This is a genomic window from Stutzerimonas stutzeri, from assembly GCF_009789555.1.
GTDB lineage: Bacteria > Pseudomonadota > Gammaproteobacteria > Pseudomonadales > Pseudomonadaceae > Stutzerimonas > Stutzerimonas stutzeri_R.
Window position 1 is genome coordinate 1,403,155 of the sequence record NZ_CP046902.1, and the last position, 17,505, is coordinate 1,420,659.

The window sequence follows — 17,505 nt, forward strand, 5'->3', positions numbered from 1 at the left end:
ACATGCTCACAGGCGATTTTTTGGGCGATTTCTGAAGCGCTTTAAGCTTACAAAAATGTAATCCCGCGTCTTTCTTAGGCATGCCATATTTACGATTAAAGGCGAGTCGCTTGATAAGACAGACCGTGCGCGAGTTTCTAAGATCAATTAACGCTGGCAACACCAACCTTACGGCTGGTTTCGGCTTGGCTCCTTAGTTTGATTGGAACCTACACATGCAACGTAAAACCTCTAGGCGAACCTTTGTTAAAGGCTTGACTGCCGCAGGCATCCTTGGCGGTCTTGGCTTGTGGCGAGCTCCGGTCTGGGCAGTGACTAGCCCAGGCCAGCCCAGCGTACTAAGTGGCACGGAGTTCGATCTGCTGATTGGGGAGACGCCGGTCAATATCACCGGCGCGGCCCGGACAGCGATGACTATCAATGGGACCATCCCAGGGCCGCTTCTACGTTGGCGTGAAGGGGATACCGTCACGCTGCGAGTCAGAAATAAGTTGAGCGAAGATACATCGATTCACTGGCACGGCATGATCCTGCCGGCCAACATGGATGGCGTGCCTGGATTGAGCTTCCACGGCATCGCTCCCGATGGCATGTATGTCTACAAGTTTCAGGTTAAACAGAACGGTACCTATTGGTACCACAGTCATTCAGGCCTACAAGAGCAGCTTGGTGTCTATGGTCCCTTGGTCATCGATGCGAAGGATCCCGAACCGTTCAGCTATGACCGCGACTATGTGGTGATGTTGACTGATTGGTCCGATGAGGATCCCGCTCGAATCCTTTCTAAGCTCAAGAAGCAGTCCGATTATTACAACTTCCACAAGCGCACTGTCGGAGACTTCATTAACGACGTGAGCGAAGACGGCTGGGCCGCTACGATTGCGAATCGGAAAATGTGGGCTCAGATGAAAATGAGTCCCACCGACCTCGCCGACGTAAGCGGCTACACCTATACCTATCTAATGAACGGCCAAGCACCCGACGGGAACTGGACCGGCATCTTTAAGCCCGGCGAGAAGCTTCGTCTGCGGTTCATCAACGGCTCGGCCATGAGCTATTTCGATGTCCGCATTCCAGGGCTGAAGATGACTGTAGTCGCAGCCGATGGCCAATACGTCAACCCAGTTAGCGTCGACGAATTCCGCATTGCCGTGGCAGAAACCTACGATGTGATTGTCGAGCCTGCGACCGAGGAGGCTTACACGATCTTCGCCCAATCGATGGATCGCACAGGATACGCCCGTGGCACGCTAGCGGTTGCCGAAGGGCTGAGCGCTCCTGTTCCAGAAACCGATCCTAGACCACTAATCACCATGAACGACATGGGGATGGATCACGGCAGCATGGGCGGTATGGCGGGCATGGACCATGGCGGCGACATGGGCGCGATGGACCATAGCAACATGTCCGGCATGAACCACGGTGACATGCAAGGGATGGGCGACATGGGCGCAATGGCCGGCATGGATCACAGCAAAATGGGTGGGATGTCCGGGATGGACCACTCTGGAATGGCTGGAATGAGCGCAGATATTCAATCGCACCCGCCCTCAGAGTCCAATAACCCACTGGTGGACATGCAGACCATGAGCCCAACTCACAGGCTGAACGATCCCGGTATTGGCTTACGAGACAACGGCCGCCGAGTCCTGACCTATGGCGACTTGAGAAGCACTTTCTCCGATCCGGACGGCCGTGAGCCCAGTCGGACGATCGAACTCCATCTCACCGGCCACATGGAGAAGTTCTCCTGGTCATTTGACGGCATAGAGTTCTCTGATTCAGAGCCCCTGCGGCTCAAATATGGCGAGCGGGTACGCATCACTTTGGTCAACGACACCATGATGACCCATCCGATTCATCTGCATGGTATGTGGAGCGATCTTGAGGATGACAATGGAAAGTTCATGGTTCGCAAGCACACGATCGACATGCCTCCAGGTTCGAAGCGCAGCTACCGCGTGACAGCCGATGCACTCGGGCGTTGGGCTTATCACTGTCACCTACTGCTTCACATGGAAATGGGCATGTTTCGTGAAGTCCGAGTGGACGAGTAAGAGGAACTTTATATGGGAAATTTTATGAAGCGTAAAACTCTTATCGGCAGCGCGTTAATGTTCAGTCTGCTGGGCGTAATGAATATATCAGCTGCGTTTGCAGAGCAAACGCATGATCAGCACAAGCAACCATCGGCTTCGTCGCAAAATTCAGGCAACAAGCCGGCATCTCAGACACAAGGCTCCTCTAACTCAGAAATGGACCACGGCGACATGGGTCATGGCTATGGTGAAATGGACCATGGCAAGATGGATCATGACCCGAAGGCTACTGGTACTGAGGTGGATTCGCACCATGACCACTAGATCTTCTCGCTTTGCTCTTATTGCGCTCGGAGTTTCGTTGAGCGCAGCGGCTGGACGGATAGCCAACGCCGCCGAGATGATGGATCACTCGATGCATCAAACCCCTCCTATTCCGGCAGCTCAAGCCCCTGCATCTTCTGCCAAGCCCGCGACAATGAATCATGGCTCCGGTGGGCAAATGGACCATTCTGCAATGGGTCATGGTGCGATGGACCATAGCAAGATGAACCATGGCCAAATGAAGCATGACGATACGCTCGAAATGCCCGGCATGGTTCATCCCTCGTTCATTCCAGTATTGACCGATGCGGATAGAGAAGCGGCTTTCCCTGGTCTTCAAGGTCATACGGTCCATGACAAGTATCTGGCCTGGTTCCTTCTGCTAGATCAACTTGAGTACCAGGACGCAAATGAAGGTAGCACCCTCAGTTGGGAAGCTACTGCCTGGGTTGGTGGCGATATCAATCGGTTCTGGTTTCGCTCGGAAGGTGAGCGAACGAATGGCGTTACTGAAGACGCGGAAATTCAGGCGCTTTACGGGCGTGCAATCAGTCCCTGGTGGGATGTAGTAGCAGGTGTTCGCCAGGACTTTAAGCCCGAGTCGCCGCAGACGTGGGCGGCTTTAGGCGTCCAGGGGATGGCTCTGTATGGGTTTGAGGCGGAAGCCACCGCCTTCGTCGGTGAAGGTGGGCAGACAGCAGCACGTTTTGAAGGCGAGTACGACATTCTCCTAACTAACCGGCTCATCCTCCAACCGACTGCCGAGCTCAATTTCTATGGCAAGGACGATCCTGCACGCGGAGTGGGCGCTGGTCTAGCAAATACAGAGGTGGGGCTCCGCCTCCGATACGAAATCGTTCGTGAGTTCGCACCGTACATCGGCGTCACGTGGAGCCGGGCATACGGTAATACCGCCGATATGGCGAGAGATGAAGGCGAAGACGTAGATGAGGCGCGGTTCGTTGCTGGCATCAGGCTTTGGTTTTAAGGACCCTAGATGAAAAGAATAATTATTAGCTTCGCTGCCTTCTGCGCACTAGGCCTGTTGGTGGTGGCCGGTGTTGTTTTCTCGGGACTAATAAACGTTGCCGCGGATGATCCTCATACGGGAGTCGTGCACGCATTCCTGGAAACTGCTCGCAATCGCTCGATTGAGGTTCGCTCCGAAGACATAGTCGTGCCATCTCTCGACGATGAAGACCAAATCCGCGCCGGGGCGGGGAACTACGACTCGATGTGTGTGGGTTGTCATTTGGCGCCAGGCATGGCTGAGACCGAGCTAAGCAATGGCCTTTATCCCGCTCCACCCAGCCTGGCTGAAGCGGGGCCATACGATGACCCAGCAAAAACATTTTGGGTCATCAAGCATGGCATTAAGGCCACTGGGATGCCCGCGTGGGGTAAAAGCATGGCTGACCCGTACATCTGGGGAATGGTGGCTTTTCTGCAGAAGCTTCCTGAGTTAGATGAAGGAGCGTATCGAGCACTCGTTGCGTCTAGCGGTGGTCACCAGCATGGTGGTGGGGAGACCCCAGCTGGGCATAGTGAGCAACACGGCGAGATGGCCTCGGGCGACCACCATCAGGGCGACAGTGGCGGCTCGGATCACCATGGCTCCAGCAGCACAGGTGGAGCATCCGGCCAATCAGGCTCCGGTCATCATGGTAATAACGAAAGCGATGACCATCATGCGTCCGAGGAGCCCCAGGCGGTTGAGCACAGCAATGGCAGTGACAGTGCCGATGCGGAAGGCAAATCCCCTTCAAAAAACCATGTGCACGCAGACGGGAAGCAACACGAGCACTAACATCCGGTATATGTGTGCCTATGCGGTTCTGATCGAGGCTCTAAGAAAGGCGGTTCAGCAAGCAGAGGATCGGCCCTAGGCCATCCTAGTCGACGCAACGGTACCGGAGGGCTTTGCAATTGCTTCCTTCCTAAAAGTTAGGCCGCAAGGCCAGTAACTTACCTAGTTAAGCGGCTTGCGCTCCGGCCGTTCCCCAACGAATGCTCCCAGTCGTGGCGACAGGGAGCTCCCTCATTTTCAACTCAATCATCTCGAACAGACTAGCGAAGCCGTACAGGCAATCTGACGGCCACATCGCCACCAACTGCGCCCGCAGATCCCCGGTGCGGTTGGACTTACCTTACAACATTGTAATGAGGTTTTTCGAAACGGGCTCGGTAGGAGCGTGTCGTAATTCAGTGTCTGCTAACAGGCTGATGAGCCATATCGGCCAGTAACCAAACGACGAAATACAACTATCGAACCCTGGAGAACGTAAATGACAAACTCAATGTTCGCATCCTGTATCCAAGCTTGTTCGAACTGTGCCCTAGTGTGCGAAATGTGCGCCTCTGCTTGCCTACGCGAGGATGATGTAAAAATGATGGCTCGCTGCATCGAGCTTGACCGCGACTGCGCGGACATTTGCAGGTTGGCTGCCACACTGATGAGCCGCGAAAGTGAATATGCTAAGAAGTTCTGCGCCCTTTGCGCCAAGATCTGCCGTGCATGCGGAGAGGAATGCGCGAAGCATGAAATGGATCATTGCCAAGAGTGTGCGAAGGCGTGCATGAACTGCGCTGAGGAATGTGAGCGTATGGCAGGATAACATCCGTAACTCACTGCTCTGGCACTACTAAATTGGGAGTGTCAGAGCCCCTCGAAGAATAAGAAAAGCCATGGTGCGCTTAATGTTCGCGCCTCCATGACATATCGAAAAAGTGCGTACGATACCCGCAACTGCCAAGAGCGAATCAATCCCTGTCCAGCAGCATTTCATTCCAAAGCGAAATACGATAGTTACGCGCTAGCAACTCTTACTTAGCCACCGATGATCGCCACCGTAACGGTCTATTCTCTTGCCACTGTCTCCCGATTGAGCGCTGAAACTAATTGAGTGAATTAGCATGAAGCTCCTGGCAAAAAGGCGGTCCAACAACAACCAAGCGGGCCATGCGACCTTATTTTGCTGGGAGAAACGAAAATGGTTTTGCGAATATTCCCATCGCAGCGATTGGCTTTGCTGCTAGTACTGCTCGCCGTTCTGCAACTCAGTGGCTGCGCCGTTTCCCCGCGCCTGAAACCAAGCGACCAGCCAAGCGTTGCTCGCAAACCTTTGTCATCACTGGTGCCTCCAGTGGCTTCGGCCGCGGCGTGGCGCTCAAGCTTGCCGCTCTGCAAGGCGACGTGGTGCTAGCGGCCCGCCGGACCGACGTGCTCGAAGAACTGGCCGCGCAGATACGCATGGCTGGAGGATCGGCACTGGTGGTGACCACCGACGTGAGCAACCCGAACGAGATGCAGGACTTGGCACGAGCCGCCATCGAGCGTTTCGGCAGGATCGACGTTTGGATTAACAACGCTGCGGTCGGAGCGCTGGGTCGTTTCGAGGACGTTCCCGTCGAGGACCATGCGCGGATCGTGGATGTCAATCTTAAGGGCATGATCTATGGCAGCCACGCAGCCATGCGCCAGTTCAGAGCTCAAGGCTTCGGCACGCTTGTCAACGTGGGCTCAGTCGAGAGCGAGATACCGCTGGCTTATCATGCCTCCTCCGCAGCGACCAAAGGTGGCGTCATAAATCTCGGCGCGGCAATCGCTGAGGAGATTCGCCTGAGCGGTAGCGAGACCATCAATGTCGCCACCGTCATGCCTGGGCTGTGGACACACGTTTCTGGGAATCAATTTGCCTTTCTAGTTCATTGATCAGGGACTTCATTTCTGCGATTTCTCGGCGCTGAGCGTCGATGATTTCGTCAGCTAACTTGCGGACGCGAGGATCTGAAATCTGAGCTCGTTCACTTGTTAGGATTGCTATGGAATGGTGGGGGATCATGGCCTTCATGTAGTCCGTGTCGTCTACCGTCGCTTGCCCACGTACAAGCCATAGTGCAATGGTAAAAGCTACTGCACTTCCTGCCAATATCGCTAGGTTTACTGACTTACGCTTATACATGTTGAGCATGAATGCGAGCATGACTACTGCCATTACCGCGCCCATCACTAATGCCATCCAAGCGCGAGTCTCGCTCCAAAAAACATGCTCGAACGAGTAAGTATTTAAGTACATCACGCCATACATAATGATCGTAGACGTGGCTACCATCGCTGCAAAGCGCCAGTAAGACATTTGCATAGTTAGACCTCTTTAATGATTGCTGCTGGATCGGCGACTCAACGTGTTCGCGCAGCCCTGCTTAGAAGTGGCTTTCGAATGCTCTCCTAAACAGACAAGCCGAAGATGATGAGGTTTCGATTTTTTGAGAAGCTTACAAAAATGTAATCATCGACCGCTTTAAGACCGGCTTAAAGCGCTGCCAGCGCTGTACTACGCGTAATGTTCCCCTGAACTAATCAATCGCTAATAGCTTATAAGCAGACAATACCAACGTCGCGCTATGGACCACTGCGCGAAAGAGCGGGCCCACTAAGATGGCCTTCAAGCCTTGAGACCCGACTACTCGGCTTAGCAAGCCCAAAGAGTTATCGTGAGCAATAGAACACTCGGAGAGAACAATTCAGCACCCAGCATATGCCACGTTCTTGTCGAGTGTGACCGCAGGGTTAGTATTCGCACATTAGATGTGTGGCGGCTAAGACGGCTGGGTGTAGCTGGCTCCAAAACTGAGCGGCGAGGTTATTCTGTCCCAAGCCGCGCCTTTCGTGGCGCGCGGGACCTCACTCACTTTGAAACAACAGACCTTCGATTCGATCATGTTCTTCCGGTGTTGGCAGGGCAGATGAGTCAACATTGCCAATACTATTTGGCTGACCATTTTCTGGTGGGCCAACTTCAGGGTGGTAGGCGCCATCTGCGTCGAAAGCAACCCAGCCGTACAATTCTCGGATGACTTCGGAAGGATGGCCATCTTCCATTGCCACATACCAGTCCGCCAATCGGAAACGCTTACCGGCAAGCTTAGAAGTAGCCATTTCGGCTCGAACCAGCGCCAGATATAGCGGGTGCGGCAGTTCCTCTACGGCGCCGGTTTCGTCGAGCAAGAACGTGAACGAGGCGTGCGACCGTTGCTCTGTAGAACCGGCTCGCTCCTCTTCCTCGCCTAAGGTAAAAACGGGAGCAAAACCGCCCCCCTCTGTTCTGAAGTTGGTCGTCTGGCCTTGGTAGACCCTGGCAGCGTTCCACTGCACCTCGCCAGCATAAGCGTAAGCGCGCAGATCAAACTTCATCGATCGTACCTGAGGGTCGGCGACGATTCTACGCTCGCCAGGAGCTACAAGGGACTGGGCCACGTAGTTTCCGCCAACGATTTCTTCCCAAACGCGCTTGGTGAGCTTGTCTCCTCGGTATGCACCGCGACTACCATACCCGCTGACAGGCTTGAAAAAGAGGCTACGGCGGTTTTGCCACAGGTGCTCTGCATTACCATGCCCGACAGGAACGGTAAGCGGGACGTATTGGGCCAATACGGTTCGGATTTGCTGATCAACGCCAATCTCTTCCAAAAAACGTGCGTTGGTTAGGTCAACCAACCTGCGTTTGTCGGCGTAAAGGGCATAGGCCTGAGGGTGTGGCGTTACCGTCACGACATCAGCCAAATAAGCGCTGCGCAGCGCGCTGCAATTGTCGCCTTCCAGATAGAAATCGGTGAGTCGGTTGTAGACGAGATCCACAGGCTTTCCGTCGACCAAGAGGGACTCGTTGTGAAAGGCCAGATCGGCTGGGTCTGCGATTAGGCAGTCGATTCCTGCTGACTCGAATAACCGCTGAAAAAGAAGGAACTCCGGATACAGGTATTGGGCTTGTGGGCTTTCATCCAAGATCACCACGCGCGTGAGCGGACGTGGCTCGCCGCTCGTAGACCATTCCTGGGCGAACATATCCAGAATCGAACGCTCGAAGCCGCCGGGTCCTTCCTGACCTGGCGAAAGCCCGACTACGCCGCTGCAACAACTACGCTGCGCGCGGGCGAGCAATACGTTTAGCATCGCTCCGCCCGCATTTGTGTTTATTTCGATGAGCCCAAGCTTGTCATCATCCAGATGGAAGTCGTAGCCAAAGAAGACGCCGCGCGCGCCCCGAGGATCGTGTCGGGCAATAGGAGGTGCAGAATCCAGAGCATGCTCACGCCAACCGGGCGAGCTCACGGTCTGCTCGATGGCCTGAATAACCTCATTAACCTGGCGCAGCCGCAAGGATGAAACAAAGACCGGTCGTGCTGCAAACACATGAGGGCAACGTGACTTCAATAGCTCCGACAGCTCTGAATTCCCAAGCTGTTCGGTCAATGAGTTTACGAGCGCAGCTTGATCTAGGCTTACGCAGAAGCACGCTTCGTTGAGCGCTGCGGCTGTCGTACCGCATTTTCTCGATGAGGACGCTTGCACGGGAACCTCCAGAACCAAACATACAGCTTCGAAAGTCTCGGCCTCTTTCGGTTCAGCCTGGCGTTTCTATGAGCGTAGGTCAGGGTCGTTGCTGGCACTCTGCCATTAACTAGACATAAGCTTTGGAAGCGTCATTGTGAAAGTCGTATGCCCCTCAGCTGATTCGCAAGCGATGCGCCCTTTGTGCGCTTCGACTATCGAACGAGTGATAGCCATGCCGAGGCCCGCATTCATGGTGGTTCCTTCGCGCCTTGCGGTGTCGACCCTATAGAATCGATCAAACACTCGGGCCTGAAGCTCGGCTGGAATCGTTGTGCCTCGGTTGGATATGGCTGTGCAAACCGAGCCACCGCTCTCGCTTATTTCAACGCTGATGGTGCTGCCTTCCTCTGCATATCGAACTGCGTTAGAGACTATGTTTGAGACGGCCCGTCTCAGCATCGATTTATCGCCATGTACCGATCCATCGCCTGAAAGCGCGATTTCTACCTTTTTGTCCTCGGCTGCAAGCTCGTAATATTCGATAACGCTCGCGGTAATCTCAGCCATGCTGGCATCTTCGGCATTGGGCGTAATCTTCCCGTTGTCCGCCTTGGCGAGGAATAGCATGTCATCGACCATCTTTGACATGCGCCTAAGTTCTTCGAGGGCGGAATACAAAATGTCTTTGTAGTCGGTATTCTCGCGGTCGCGCAAGAGCGCGACCTCCATTTGGGTAAGCATGCTGTTCAGCGGCGTTCTTAGCTCATGCGCGATATCCGCTGAGAAACCTGACAATCTGAGAAAAGAGTCGTCCAAGCGCGAAAGCATTTCGTTGAAGTTGTCTACGAGTTCATGCAGCTCGCCTGGCACCGACTCGGTTGGAATTCTGGTATCTAAGCAGTGGGCGGTTACCGTAGAAGAAGTCTTGGACAGTTCGTCTATTGGTTTTAAGCCTTTCCTGATCAGAACAACACCTAACGCGCCACTCAGAAGTGCACTAACGACAAGCGTATAAGCAAACCACTGCTGAATCATATCGAAGAAGTGGATTCGGTGCGTTACATCCAAAGCCAAATAGATAACAGTGTCCTGCCCTTCTACCCACCGATTTACTTTTCTGGTAATTCCGCTGTACTGGTGGCCACCGAAACTTACCGTCCAGCGTTCCTCTTGGATGTCTGTGACAAGAGGTAGCAAGCTCTCAGACAGATTGTGATGGGAGTAAACCGTCTTACCGTCTACTACAACCGCAGTCGCGAAGCCAAAGGAGTGCTCAATAACGGCATCGATCCTTGAAGCGGTCTCAGGCCCGAATGCTGAGCTGTTGAGTAGCGTACGCTCTACTGCAGCGGCCTTTTCATTAAGCACTTGTGCATCTTTGCGTTCGAAATGGAGCTGACAAAAATAATTAAAGCTGATTGCGGCCGCCAGCAGCACAACCGTAACCACGAGCATGAAAGCTATCGCCATTCTGCTCGTCAGTGACACTTTTCCCATCAGTACGGTCCTGGTTAGGCCATCAAGCACAAAAAAGCAGGTGGGGCACCCCCCACCTGCTTCGATCATTGTTACTCACACCCTCATATCCTATGCTGCGTCTGGATTTTCGCCATTTTGCGAGTGGTCGGCTTTGGCGGCCCCCATCATCTCACGACACTCTTTCATCATTCCACGCATGTCACCCATCATTTCCATATGCTTGTCGCCGCTCATCATGCCGGTTTCTGAATGGCTTTGGTCCGCTTTATCTGCCGCTGCGAAACTCAGTCCGCTCGCCAAGGTGATTGCGATTGCTGTAACGGTGATGGCCTTTCGCATGTTAAATCTCTAAGTTCAGTGGGTTATTCGCTTTTGCTTAACAAGGTGTTTTCGCCAACGTTGGGCTCCTTGGGCTTGTCGCACTTACCGCTAGACATATGCTTCATGCATACGACCATCATCAACAAGCAGGGCAAGAGAAAGAGCAGGCTTGGCAGCGTTGTTGCCAACGCCGCAGTGCTTTGGTTCAGTAGCATGTAGCCAACCACAGCTGCGGTTAACCCCGTTACGACCGGATTGCGCTGCAGTACGCTTTTAATCTTGGATATTATGCTGCTCATCTAACTATCCCTCGGATATTAAGCTTGGCAGATTAGCCATTGTTCACGCCAACTGGGGTGCTCAGGAACTCTACCGTATGGATCTTCCCGTCGGGGGTCTTGACCTTCATCTCATACGTCTGGACTTGGGCACTAGTTCTATAGTTTTGAATCATTCGAGTCGTGCCGGTCGCCCCTGCAGGTGCGATGCTCAGCACTTGACCCTCTTTGACAAGCTCCTTAAGGGTGGGCTTTGCTCCTGCCGAGTCATTTAAGCGATTCAGCGTACGTTCGCTTCCGCCTTCGGCCATTGCAAGCGAGGAAGCAACGGTCAGAATAAAAGGAACGATTACTTTGGTTATGCGGTTCATGGTTTGCACCTCTTGGTTAGTTGATGCCTGTAGATTAAAGGCTTGCTACTTACAAGAAGCTGTTGCCAAGGTTACAAAGCGGTAATCGCTTCATTCTCGTGTTGGTACGACCGCCGCGCCTGCGGCGGTCGCTTTCTGCTCTTTACTGCTTTTCGATGCGCGTAATGGTGGAATCCATACCTTTCGAGGAGAACTCGAATTCGACCTGGTCCCCTTCTTTCAGCGTTTGGAGCTGATCAGGCTTTGCTTTGAAGCCCATCGTCATCGACGGCCAGCCCAACGCTTCGACCGGGCCGTGGGCAATGGTGACGGTTCCGCTCTCGGTGTTTACTTTCTTGACCGTACCTGTGGCTGTAGCGGTCTGTCCCGCCGACTTCTGGTCCATTGGCATGTTCATGCCTTTGTGATCCATCGGCATGCCGTCCATTGGCTCCTTGTCGGCGGCATAGGCGACTGGCACCAGGAAGAGTGAGGCAAGGGTGATGTGCTTAATGTTCATGGATGTTCTCCAGTGGGGTTGGTTGCTTGCTGGGTGGTAACTCGCAATTGCCGGCGGCGCATCAGCAGGTAAGCTGCCGGCAGAACGAACAGGGAGAGCAAAGGGGCGGTGATCATCCCGCCCACCATGGGCGCGGCGATGCGGCTCATGATTTCGCTGCCGGTTCCGCTACCCCAGAGGATGGGCAGCAGACCGGCGATAATCACTGCTACGGTCATGGCCTTGGGGCGCACCCGCTGCACAGCGCCTTCGCGGATTGCGTCGAGCAGTACGCCTTCGCCATGGGCTCCAGCGTTAACCCGATCTGTCCATGCGTTCTTCAAATACAGCAGCATAATGACGCCGAACTCAGCAGAAACGCCTGCCAGTGCGATGAAACCGATTCCTGTCGCTACGGATAGGTTGTACCCGAGCAAATAGAGGAACCAGACGCCACCGGTTAGGGCGAATGGCAGCGTGGCCATGATCAGCAACGCCTCCCCAAAGCGCCCAAACGTGAGGTAGAGCAAGACAAAAATGATGAGCAAGGTAGCCGGCACGACGAGCTTCAGCTTCGCGTTAGCTCGCTCCATGAATTCGAATTGGCCGGAATAGCTGATGCTCATGCCGGATTCGAGCTGGACCCCTTTGCTGATCTTTTCCCTCAGATCGCCCACCACAGCCGCCATGTCGCGGCCACGAACATCGACGTAAACCCAGCCCGACAGCCTTGCGTTTTCGCTTTTAAGCATGGGCGGTCCGTCTGTCACCTGTACTTTGGCCACGGTCCCCAACGTGATCTGGCTGCCTTGCGGCGTGTAGATCGGTAGGTTGCGCAGATCGGATATCGAGTCGCGCCACTCGCGGCCATAGCGGAGGTTGATCGGATACCTGGCGAGCCCTTCCACGGTTTCACCAATGGTTTGACCACCGATGGCACCGGCCACGATCGATTGCACGTCCGCGATATTCAGGCCGTAGCGTGCGGCGGCGACACGATCGATATCCACATCGATATACCTGCCGCCGGTCAGTCTCTCAGCAAGTGCCGAACTGACCCCAGGCACCGTTTTGGCGATTTTTTCCACTGCCTGGGTGGCTTTGTCGATCTGTGCCAAGTCAGTGCCATACACTTTCACCCCGATCGGGCTCTTGATACCCGTCGCCAGCATATCGATACGGTTTCGAATCGGCGGGATCCACAGATTGGCTAATCCAGGTACCTGTACGGTGCGATCCAACTCCTCAACCAGCTTGTCAGGCGTCATCCCAGGGCGCCATTGATCCTTCGGCTTGAACTGAATGGTCGTCTCGAACATTTCCAGCGGGGCGGGATCTGTAGCGGTGTCGGCTCGACCAGCCTTACCGAACACGTGTGCAACTTCTGGAACCGTTTTTATGAGCCGGTCCGTCTGCTGCAGTAGCTCAGAAGCCTTCTGAGCGGAGAGGCCTGGAAGCGCAGTGGGCATATAAAGGAGGTCACCTTCATCCAGCGGGGGCAAGAACTCCCCACCAAGGCGAGAGGCCGGCCACAAGCCTGTCAGGAAGACCAGAACAGCCACCAGCAGAGTCATCTTGGGCCAGCGCAGTACCGCGTCCAGGGCCGGCTTGTAGATCCAGATGAGGCCACGGTTGAGTGGATTACGGTGTTCGTCAGGGATTTTGCCCCTGATCCAATACCCCATGAGCACCGGAACCAGCGTGACAGACAGGCCCGCGGCGGCTGCCATTGCATAGGTTTTGGTGAACGCCAGTGGACCGAACAGCCGGCCTTCCTGCGCCTCCAGGGTGAACACTGGTATGAACGACAGCGTGATGATCAGCAGGCTGAAGAACAGTGCCGGCCCCACTTCAACAGCCGCGTCAGTAATGACCTTCCAGTGCTCCTGGCCCTTCAAGGTGGAGTCAGGATGCCGCTTGTGCCAGGCCTCAATGTGCTTGTGGGCGTTTTCGATCATGACGATTGCTGCATCGACCATCGCTCCGATGGCGATCGCGATGCCACCCAACGACATGATGTTGGCGTTGATGCCTTGCCGCTGCATGATCACAAAAGCAATCAGGATGCCGATCGGCAACGACACGATGGCGACCAACGACGAGCGCAGATGCCACAGAAAAATCGCGCAAACCAACGCAACGACAATGAACTCCTCGATGAGCTTGTGCGTGAGGTTTTCAACGGCACTGTCGATCAGCTTGCTACGGTCGTACGTCGTGACGATTTCGACGCCTTGGGGCAGGCTCGCTTTCAGCTCATCCAGTTTGGTCTGAACGGCAGCGATGGTTTCCCGAGCGTTCTTGCCGCTCCGCAGGATCACCACGCCGCCGACTACCTCACCTTCACCGTCAAGCTCGCTGATGCCCCGGCGCATTTCCGGGCCGAGCTGGATATGCGCAACGTCCCCTAGCGTCACAGGCACGCCGCCGTCGAGACGCAAAGGAATGGCTCGAAAGTCTTTGAGTGTCTTGAGATACCCGGTCGCACGGACCATGAACTCGGTTTCTGCGAGTTCCAGAACACTCCCGCCGGTTTCACGGTTGGCTTCATCGATCGCCTTTGCAATCTGCTGCTGCGTCACGCCCCTGCTTGCCATGCGCACGGGATCCAGTACGACCTGATACTGCTTGACCATCCCGCCTATGGGCGCGACTTCCGCCACGTTGGGCAGTGTCTTGAGCTCATAGCGCAGGAACCAATCTTGCAAAGAGCGCAGCTGCGAGAGGTCATGTTTGCCCGTTCGGTCTACCAAAGCATATTGGTAGATCCAGCCGACACCTGTGGCGTCAGGGCCCAAAGCGGGTTTGGCGGCGGCGGGAAGCCGACTCTGCACCTGACTCAGGTACTCCAGCACCCGAGAACGGGCCCAATAGAGGTCGGTGCCGTCCTCAAACAGGACGTACACGTAGCTATCCCCGAAGAAGGAGTAGCCGCGGACCGTCTTTGCGCCGGGGACAGACAGCATGGTCGTCGTCAGTGGGTAGGTGACCTGATTCTCAACGATCCGGGGCGCCTGCCCGGGGTATGGCGTGCGGATGATGACCTGAACGTCGGAAAGGTCTGGCAATGCATCAACAGCGGTGTTTTTGACCGACCAGACACCCCAAGCCACCGCGAACACAGTAGCCAGCAGGATCAGAAAGCGGTTGGCCACTGACCAGCGAATTATGGCTGCGATCATCGCTGGCCCCCCAGCTTCTCGATGTGCTCAATGACCAGGCCCTCTTCGCTTTCACGCGCGCCGACACGGACGTGATCGCCGGTCTGCAACTTTGTTAGGAGCGATTGATCTGCAACCGGAAAGGACATTGTCATCCCAGGCATGTTCAGCGTCTTGAACGGCCCATGCGACAGGCCAACCATGCCATCTTCCAGGCTGACGATCGTACCTTCAGCCTCGTGCAGCGCAGGTTCTGTAGAAGTTGCAGGCTCCTCCAAACCCTGAGCGGTCAGCCCGCGTAGGCTCGCCTCTGAATCCAGGAGAAACTGACCGGACGCCACGACCTTCTGACCGGCTTCCAGCCCTTCAAGCACCTCTGTCTGGTCATCGAATTCCCGGCCTGTGCGAACCTCAATCGGGCGGTAACGGCCTTGATCCTCGGCCAGCATCACCAATGCGCGCCGACCGGTGCGAATGACCGCCTCGGACGGGATGACCAAGACATCTTCGACGTTGCGACTCAACGTCACCTCGGCCGTCATGCCGGGACGAAGCCGTTGTTGCGGATTAGGCAGTTCAACCCGGACGCGCACAGTACGGCTATCCAAGTTGGCTTGTGGTAGTACGGCCTGGATCGTCCCTTCCAGAACTTCACCTGCAAAGGCCGGGAGGCGCGCGTTGACCAGCTGCCCAGGCGCCACATTTGCAACCTGCGCCTCAGGCACCGCAACCTCTAACCATACCTTTTCCAGCCCATTAACACGTGCCAGAGACGCACCAGTGGATACGGTCATGCCCTCGCGAACGTCGAGGCTGTTCAGCACGCCGCCTATTGGACTCCTCACTGTCCAAACAGGGCGCGCTTTACCAGTTCGTTCTAGCTGCACTATGACTTCTGGCGGCATGCCAGCAAGGCGCAACCGCTGGCGAGCCGCTGCGAGCAGCTGGGGTTCGCCAATCCCTTTGAGCGCCAGGTACTCTTCCTGTGCGGCAACCCATTCGGGAACCAGCAGATCGGCTAACGGCGCGCCTTTTTCGATGACATCCTCCGGTGCTCGGTCGTAAACGCGCTCGACAAAGCCACCGGCACGCGCCTGCACAACCGCCACGTCTCGCTCGTCGAACATCAATGCGCCTGTCGCTTCGAGCGACTGGCTGATCGATTCACGCGTTACGGTTGCAAAGCGCACGCCGAGATTCTGCGTCACGCTCGGGTCGATACTGATCGATGCCCCGTCGCTTCCCTCATCTGCATAGCGTGGAATCAATTCCATATCCATGAATGGCGACTTGCCCGGCTTATCGAACTTTTGCTGGGGGACCATAGGGTCATACCAATAGAGCACTTCCTTGTCTTCTTCTGCAGGCGATTGTCCGAAGGCTGCGGTAGGCAGACCGATTAGCGCTGCAGCGCTAATCATCAGAGGCAGACTGAAGGCGAGTACCAGCCGCTTGTGTTGGAATGTCATGGTCGGGTATCTCCAAAGGCGAAATGCAGGCGGGCATTGCTCAACGATCGATCGCGGGCGACGTCAATACGCCGTAGCCGGGTCTCCACAAGCTGTCGTCGCGCTTCGATCACAGCGGTCAGCTCACCGCTTCCGGAGCGGTAATCGGCCATGGCAAGGCGGACCTTCTCTTCAGCGAGGGGTAGTAAGGTTTTGTCGAGGCGGATGAGTGCGCGGTCCAGACGCTGATACTCAGCGAGGTCAGTACTCAGCTCTTGGTTGTACAGGCGCAAGGTCGCTTGGCGCTGAGCCTCGATCTGGGCAAGGCGAGCTCGTTCGGCCGCGATCTTCGGATCCTGCCGAGAGCTGGTAAACAGCGGCAGGTCGAAGCTGACGCTGAGGTTCACCATGTCGCCGTACTCACGGCCACGTCGCAGGTAGTCGATCCCCCAACTCCAATCCGGTGTTTTCTCTGCGATGGCCTGGTGAACCTTTGCCTCCGCTTCACGAGTCATCGGGTCGAAGGCGAGTAACGCCGGGTGCCGGTTCAGGTTGTGCTGATAGTTATCAACGGCGGCAAGCCATTGCGGCCAGTCACCTGTAAGCGGCTGGCCTGCTAGCTCGCCTATCCAGCGCCGGAGGCCGGCCCGCGCAACAGCCTGGTTACGCAGCAGCTCATCCTCTTGTTCAGCCAGCAATGCTGCCTCTTGCCTCGGAAGTACGCTGTCTGCGGTTTGTCCGCTGCCGCCAGCAATGCGGGCCTGAACAGCCCGCGAAAGGAGCTGATTCTCGCTGTAAAGCTGCTTGAAAAGGCTTAGCTTCTGCTCGACCGCGAAGCTAGCGATCCATGCCTCGGCGGTTGCTTGGCGCACACCGAGACGTTCAACCGTTTGCTGGGCGTTTGCGAGCGCAACACTAGCCTGCGCGGCCTCGACACGAGCGCGCCTTTTCGCTCGGTTTGGCACATCTTGCATGACCCCAACCATTTGCATGGTCATGGCCTCTTGCTCCAACTGCCAGCGAGCGTCACCTTCGATGGGCACGCTTTGCAGTCCAAGCTTAAGTTTAGGGTCAGGAAGCTCGCCGGCAGGGATTGCAGCGCTGCGTGCGGCCACCAGGTTGGCGGCTTGCGCATGCAGCGAAGGCGCGTCTTGCTCGGCCACGCTCAGAGCTTGTTCTAAGGTCAAAGCGGACGCTAACCCTGGAAACGAGAGCGCGCCCATGATCAAGGCGGCCACGTACGGCGGCGCCCAATAAATACGGGGTTTCATT

16 protein-coding genes are annotated in these 17,505 nt (G+C 55.7%); 6 read left to right on the forward strand and 10 right to left on the reverse strand.

Annotated elements, in window-relative coordinates:
- Positions 1-215 precede the first annotated feature (215 nt).
- The 6 genes from GQA94_RS06535 (at position 216) to GQA94_RS06560 (ending at position 6,075) form a co-directional block, all read left to right on the forward strand.
- The gene (locus GQA94_RS06535; protein WP_158187310.1) at positions 216-2,057 is read left to right on the forward strand and encodes a copper resistance system multicopper oxidase; all 1,842 of its coding nucleotides are present in this window, start codon (positions 216-218) and stop codon (positions 2,055-2,057) included.
- Between the two features lie 24 nt (positions 2,058-2,081).
- A complete protein-coding gene (locus tag GQA94_RS06540; RefSeq protein WP_174236879.1) occupies positions 2,082-2,363 on the forward strand; it encodes a hypothetical protein in 282 nt (93 codons plus the stop codon).
- The gene (locus tag GQA94_RS06545) at positions 2,353-3,351 is read left to right on the forward strand and encodes a copper resistance protein B (protein ID WP_158187311.1); all 999 of its coding nucleotides are present in this window, start codon (positions 2,353-2,355) and stop codon (positions 3,349-3,351) included. Before GQA94_RS06540 ends, GQA94_RS06545 begins: the two co-directional genes overlap by 11 nt.
- Positions 3,352-3,360: 9 nt before the next feature.
- Positions 3,361-4,170: a c-type cytochrome gene (locus GQA94_RS06550; protein ID WP_003292639.1), complete on the forward strand. Its 810-nt coding sequence runs from the start codon at positions 3,361-3,363 to the stop codon at positions 4,168-4,170.
- A gap of 478 nt (positions 4,171-4,648) precedes the next feature.
- On the forward strand, positions 4,649-4,978 hold the full coding sequence (locus GQA94_RS06555; protein WP_015275568.1) for a four-helix bundle copper-binding protein: 330 nt from the start codon (positions 4,649-4,651) through the stop codon (positions 4,976-4,978).
- 344 nt (positions 4,979-5,322) lie between these two features.
- On the forward strand, positions 5,323-6,075 hold the full coding sequence (locus GQA94_RS06560) for an SDR family NAD(P)-dependent oxidoreductase (protein WP_233270223.1): 753 nt from the start codon (positions 5,323-5,325) through the stop codon (positions 6,073-6,075).
- Here GQA94_RS06560 and GQA94_RS06565 read toward each other — a convergent pair.
- The 10 genes from GQA94_RS06565 to GQA94_RS06610 all read right to left on the reverse strand — a co-directional run bounded on the left by GQA94_RS06565 (position 6,017) and on the right by GQA94_RS06610 (position 17,504).
- Entirely contained in the window at positions 6,017-6,505 is a 489-nt protein-coding gene (locus GQA94_RS06565; RefSeq protein ID WP_158187312.1) for a DUF305 domain-containing protein, read from the reverse strand. The two genes, GQA94_RS06560 and GQA94_RS06565, sit on opposite strands and share 59 nt — an antisense overlap.
- Before the next feature lie 542 nt (positions 6,506-7,047).
- Entirely contained in the window at positions 7,048-8,616 is a 1,569-nt protein-coding gene (locus GQA94_RS06570; RefSeq protein ID WP_233270224.1) for a hypothetical protein, read from the reverse strand.
- A 204-nt stretch (positions 8,617-8,820) separates the two neighbouring features.
- A complete protein-coding gene (locus tag GQA94_RS06575; RefSeq protein ID WP_003292645.1) occupies positions 8,821-10,194 on the reverse strand; it encodes a heavy metal sensor histidine kinase in 1,374 nt (457 codons plus the stop codon).
- Positions 10,195-10,284: 90 nt separating this feature from the next.
- On the reverse strand, positions 10,285-10,515 hold the full coding sequence (locus GQA94_RS06580; RefSeq protein ID WP_003292646.1) for a hypothetical protein: 231 nt from the start codon (positions 10,513-10,515) through the stop codon (positions 10,285-10,287).
- A 23-nt stretch (positions 10,516-10,538) separates the two neighbouring features.
- Positions 10,539-10,796, reverse strand: a complete 258-nt coding sequence (locus GQA94_RS06585) for a DUF2933 domain-containing protein (RefSeq protein WP_003292647.1) — start codon at positions 10,794-10,796, stop codon at positions 10,539-10,541.
- A gap of 32 nt (positions 10,797-10,828) precedes the next feature.
- A complete protein-coding gene (locus GQA94_RS06590) occupies positions 10,829-11,146 on the reverse strand; it encodes a co-regulatory protein PtrA N-terminal domain-containing protein (protein WP_003292648.1) in 318 nt (105 codons plus the stop codon).
- Positions 11,147-11,288: 142 nt separating this feature from the next.
- The gene (locus tag GQA94_RS06595; protein ID WP_003298789.1) at positions 11,289-11,645 is read right to left on the reverse strand and encodes a copper-binding protein; all 357 of its coding nucleotides are present in this window, start codon (positions 11,643-11,645) and stop codon (positions 11,289-11,291) included.
- The gene (locus tag GQA94_RS06600; protein ID WP_003292650.1) at positions 11,642-14,806 is read right to left on the reverse strand and encodes an efflux RND transporter permease subunit; all 3,165 of its coding nucleotides are present in this window, start codon (positions 14,804-14,806) and stop codon (positions 11,642-11,644) included. Before GQA94_RS06600 ends, GQA94_RS06595 begins: the two co-directional genes overlap by 4 nt.
- Positions 14,803-16,254 (reverse strand): efflux RND transporter periplasmic adaptor subunit, encoded by a 1,452-nt coding sequence (locus tag GQA94_RS06605; protein ID WP_015275570.1) that lies wholly within the window; start codon positions 16,252-16,254, stop codon positions 14,803-14,805. The genes GQA94_RS06600 and GQA94_RS06605 overlap by 4 nt, the downstream gene beginning before the upstream one ends.
- A complete protein-coding gene (locus GQA94_RS06610; RefSeq protein WP_003292652.1) occupies positions 16,251-17,504 on the reverse strand; it encodes a TolC family protein in 1,254 nt (417 codons plus the stop codon). Before GQA94_RS06610 ends, GQA94_RS06605 begins: the two co-directional genes overlap by 4 nt.
- Between the last annotated feature and the right edge of the window lies 1 nt (position 17,505).

Coding starts and splice junctions, on each gene's coding strand:
- GQA94_RS06535 (WP_158187310.1), top strand. CDS start 216: ATGCAACGTAAAACCTCTAGGCGAACCTTTGTTAAAGGCTTGACTGCC.
- GQA94_RS06540 (WP_174236879.1), top strand. CDS start 2,082: ATGAAGCGTAAAACTCTTATCGGCAGCGCGTTAATGTTCAGTCTGCTG.
- GQA94_RS06545 (WP_158187311.1), top strand. CDS start 2,353: ATGACCACTAGATCTTCTCGCTTTGCTCTTATTGCGCTCGGAGTTTCG.
- GQA94_RS06550 (WP_003292639.1), top strand. CDS start 3,361: ATGAAAAGAATAATTATTAGCTTCGCTGCCTTCTGCGCACTAGGCCTG.
- GQA94_RS06555 (WP_015275568.1), top strand. CDS start 4,649: ATGACAAACTCAATGTTCGCATCCTGTATCCAAGCTTGTTCGAACTGT.
- GQA94_RS06560 (WP_233270223.1), top strand. CDS start 5,323: ATGCGACCTTATTTTGCTGGGAGAAACGAAAATGGTTTTGCGAATATT.
- GQA94_RS06565 (WP_158187312.1), bottom strand. CDS start 6,505: ATGCAAATGTCTTACTGGCGCTTTGCAGCGATGGTAGCCACGTCTACG.
- GQA94_RS06575 (WP_003292645.1), bottom strand. CDS start 10,194: ATGGGAAAAGTGTCACTGACGAGCAGAATGGCGATAGCTTTCATGCTC.
- GQA94_RS06580 (WP_003292646.1), bottom strand. CDS start 10,515: ATGCGAAAGGCCATCACCGTTACAGCAATCGCAATCACCTTGGCGAGC.
- GQA94_RS06585 (WP_003292647.1), bottom strand. CDS start 10,796: ATGAGCAGCATAATATCCAAGATTAAAAGCGTACTGCAGCGCAATCCG.
- GQA94_RS06590 (WP_003292648.1), bottom strand. CDS start 11,146: ATGAACCGCATAACCAAAGTAATCGTTCCTTTTATTCTGACCGTTGCT.
- GQA94_RS06595 (WP_003298789.1), bottom strand. CDS start 11,645: ATGAACATTAAGCACATCACCCTTGCCTCACTCTTCCTGGTGCCAGTC.
- GQA94_RS06600 (WP_003292650.1), bottom strand. CDS start 14,806: ATGATCGCAGCCATAATTCGCTGGTCAGTGGCCAACCGCTTTCTGATC.
- GQA94_RS06605 (WP_015275570.1), bottom strand. CDS start 16,254: ATGACATTCCAACACAAGCGGCTGGTACTCGCCTTCAGTCTGCCTCTG.
- GQA94_RS06610 (WP_003292652.1), bottom strand. CDS start 17,504: ATGAAACCCCGTATTTATTGGGCGCCGCCGTACGTGGCCGCCTTGATC.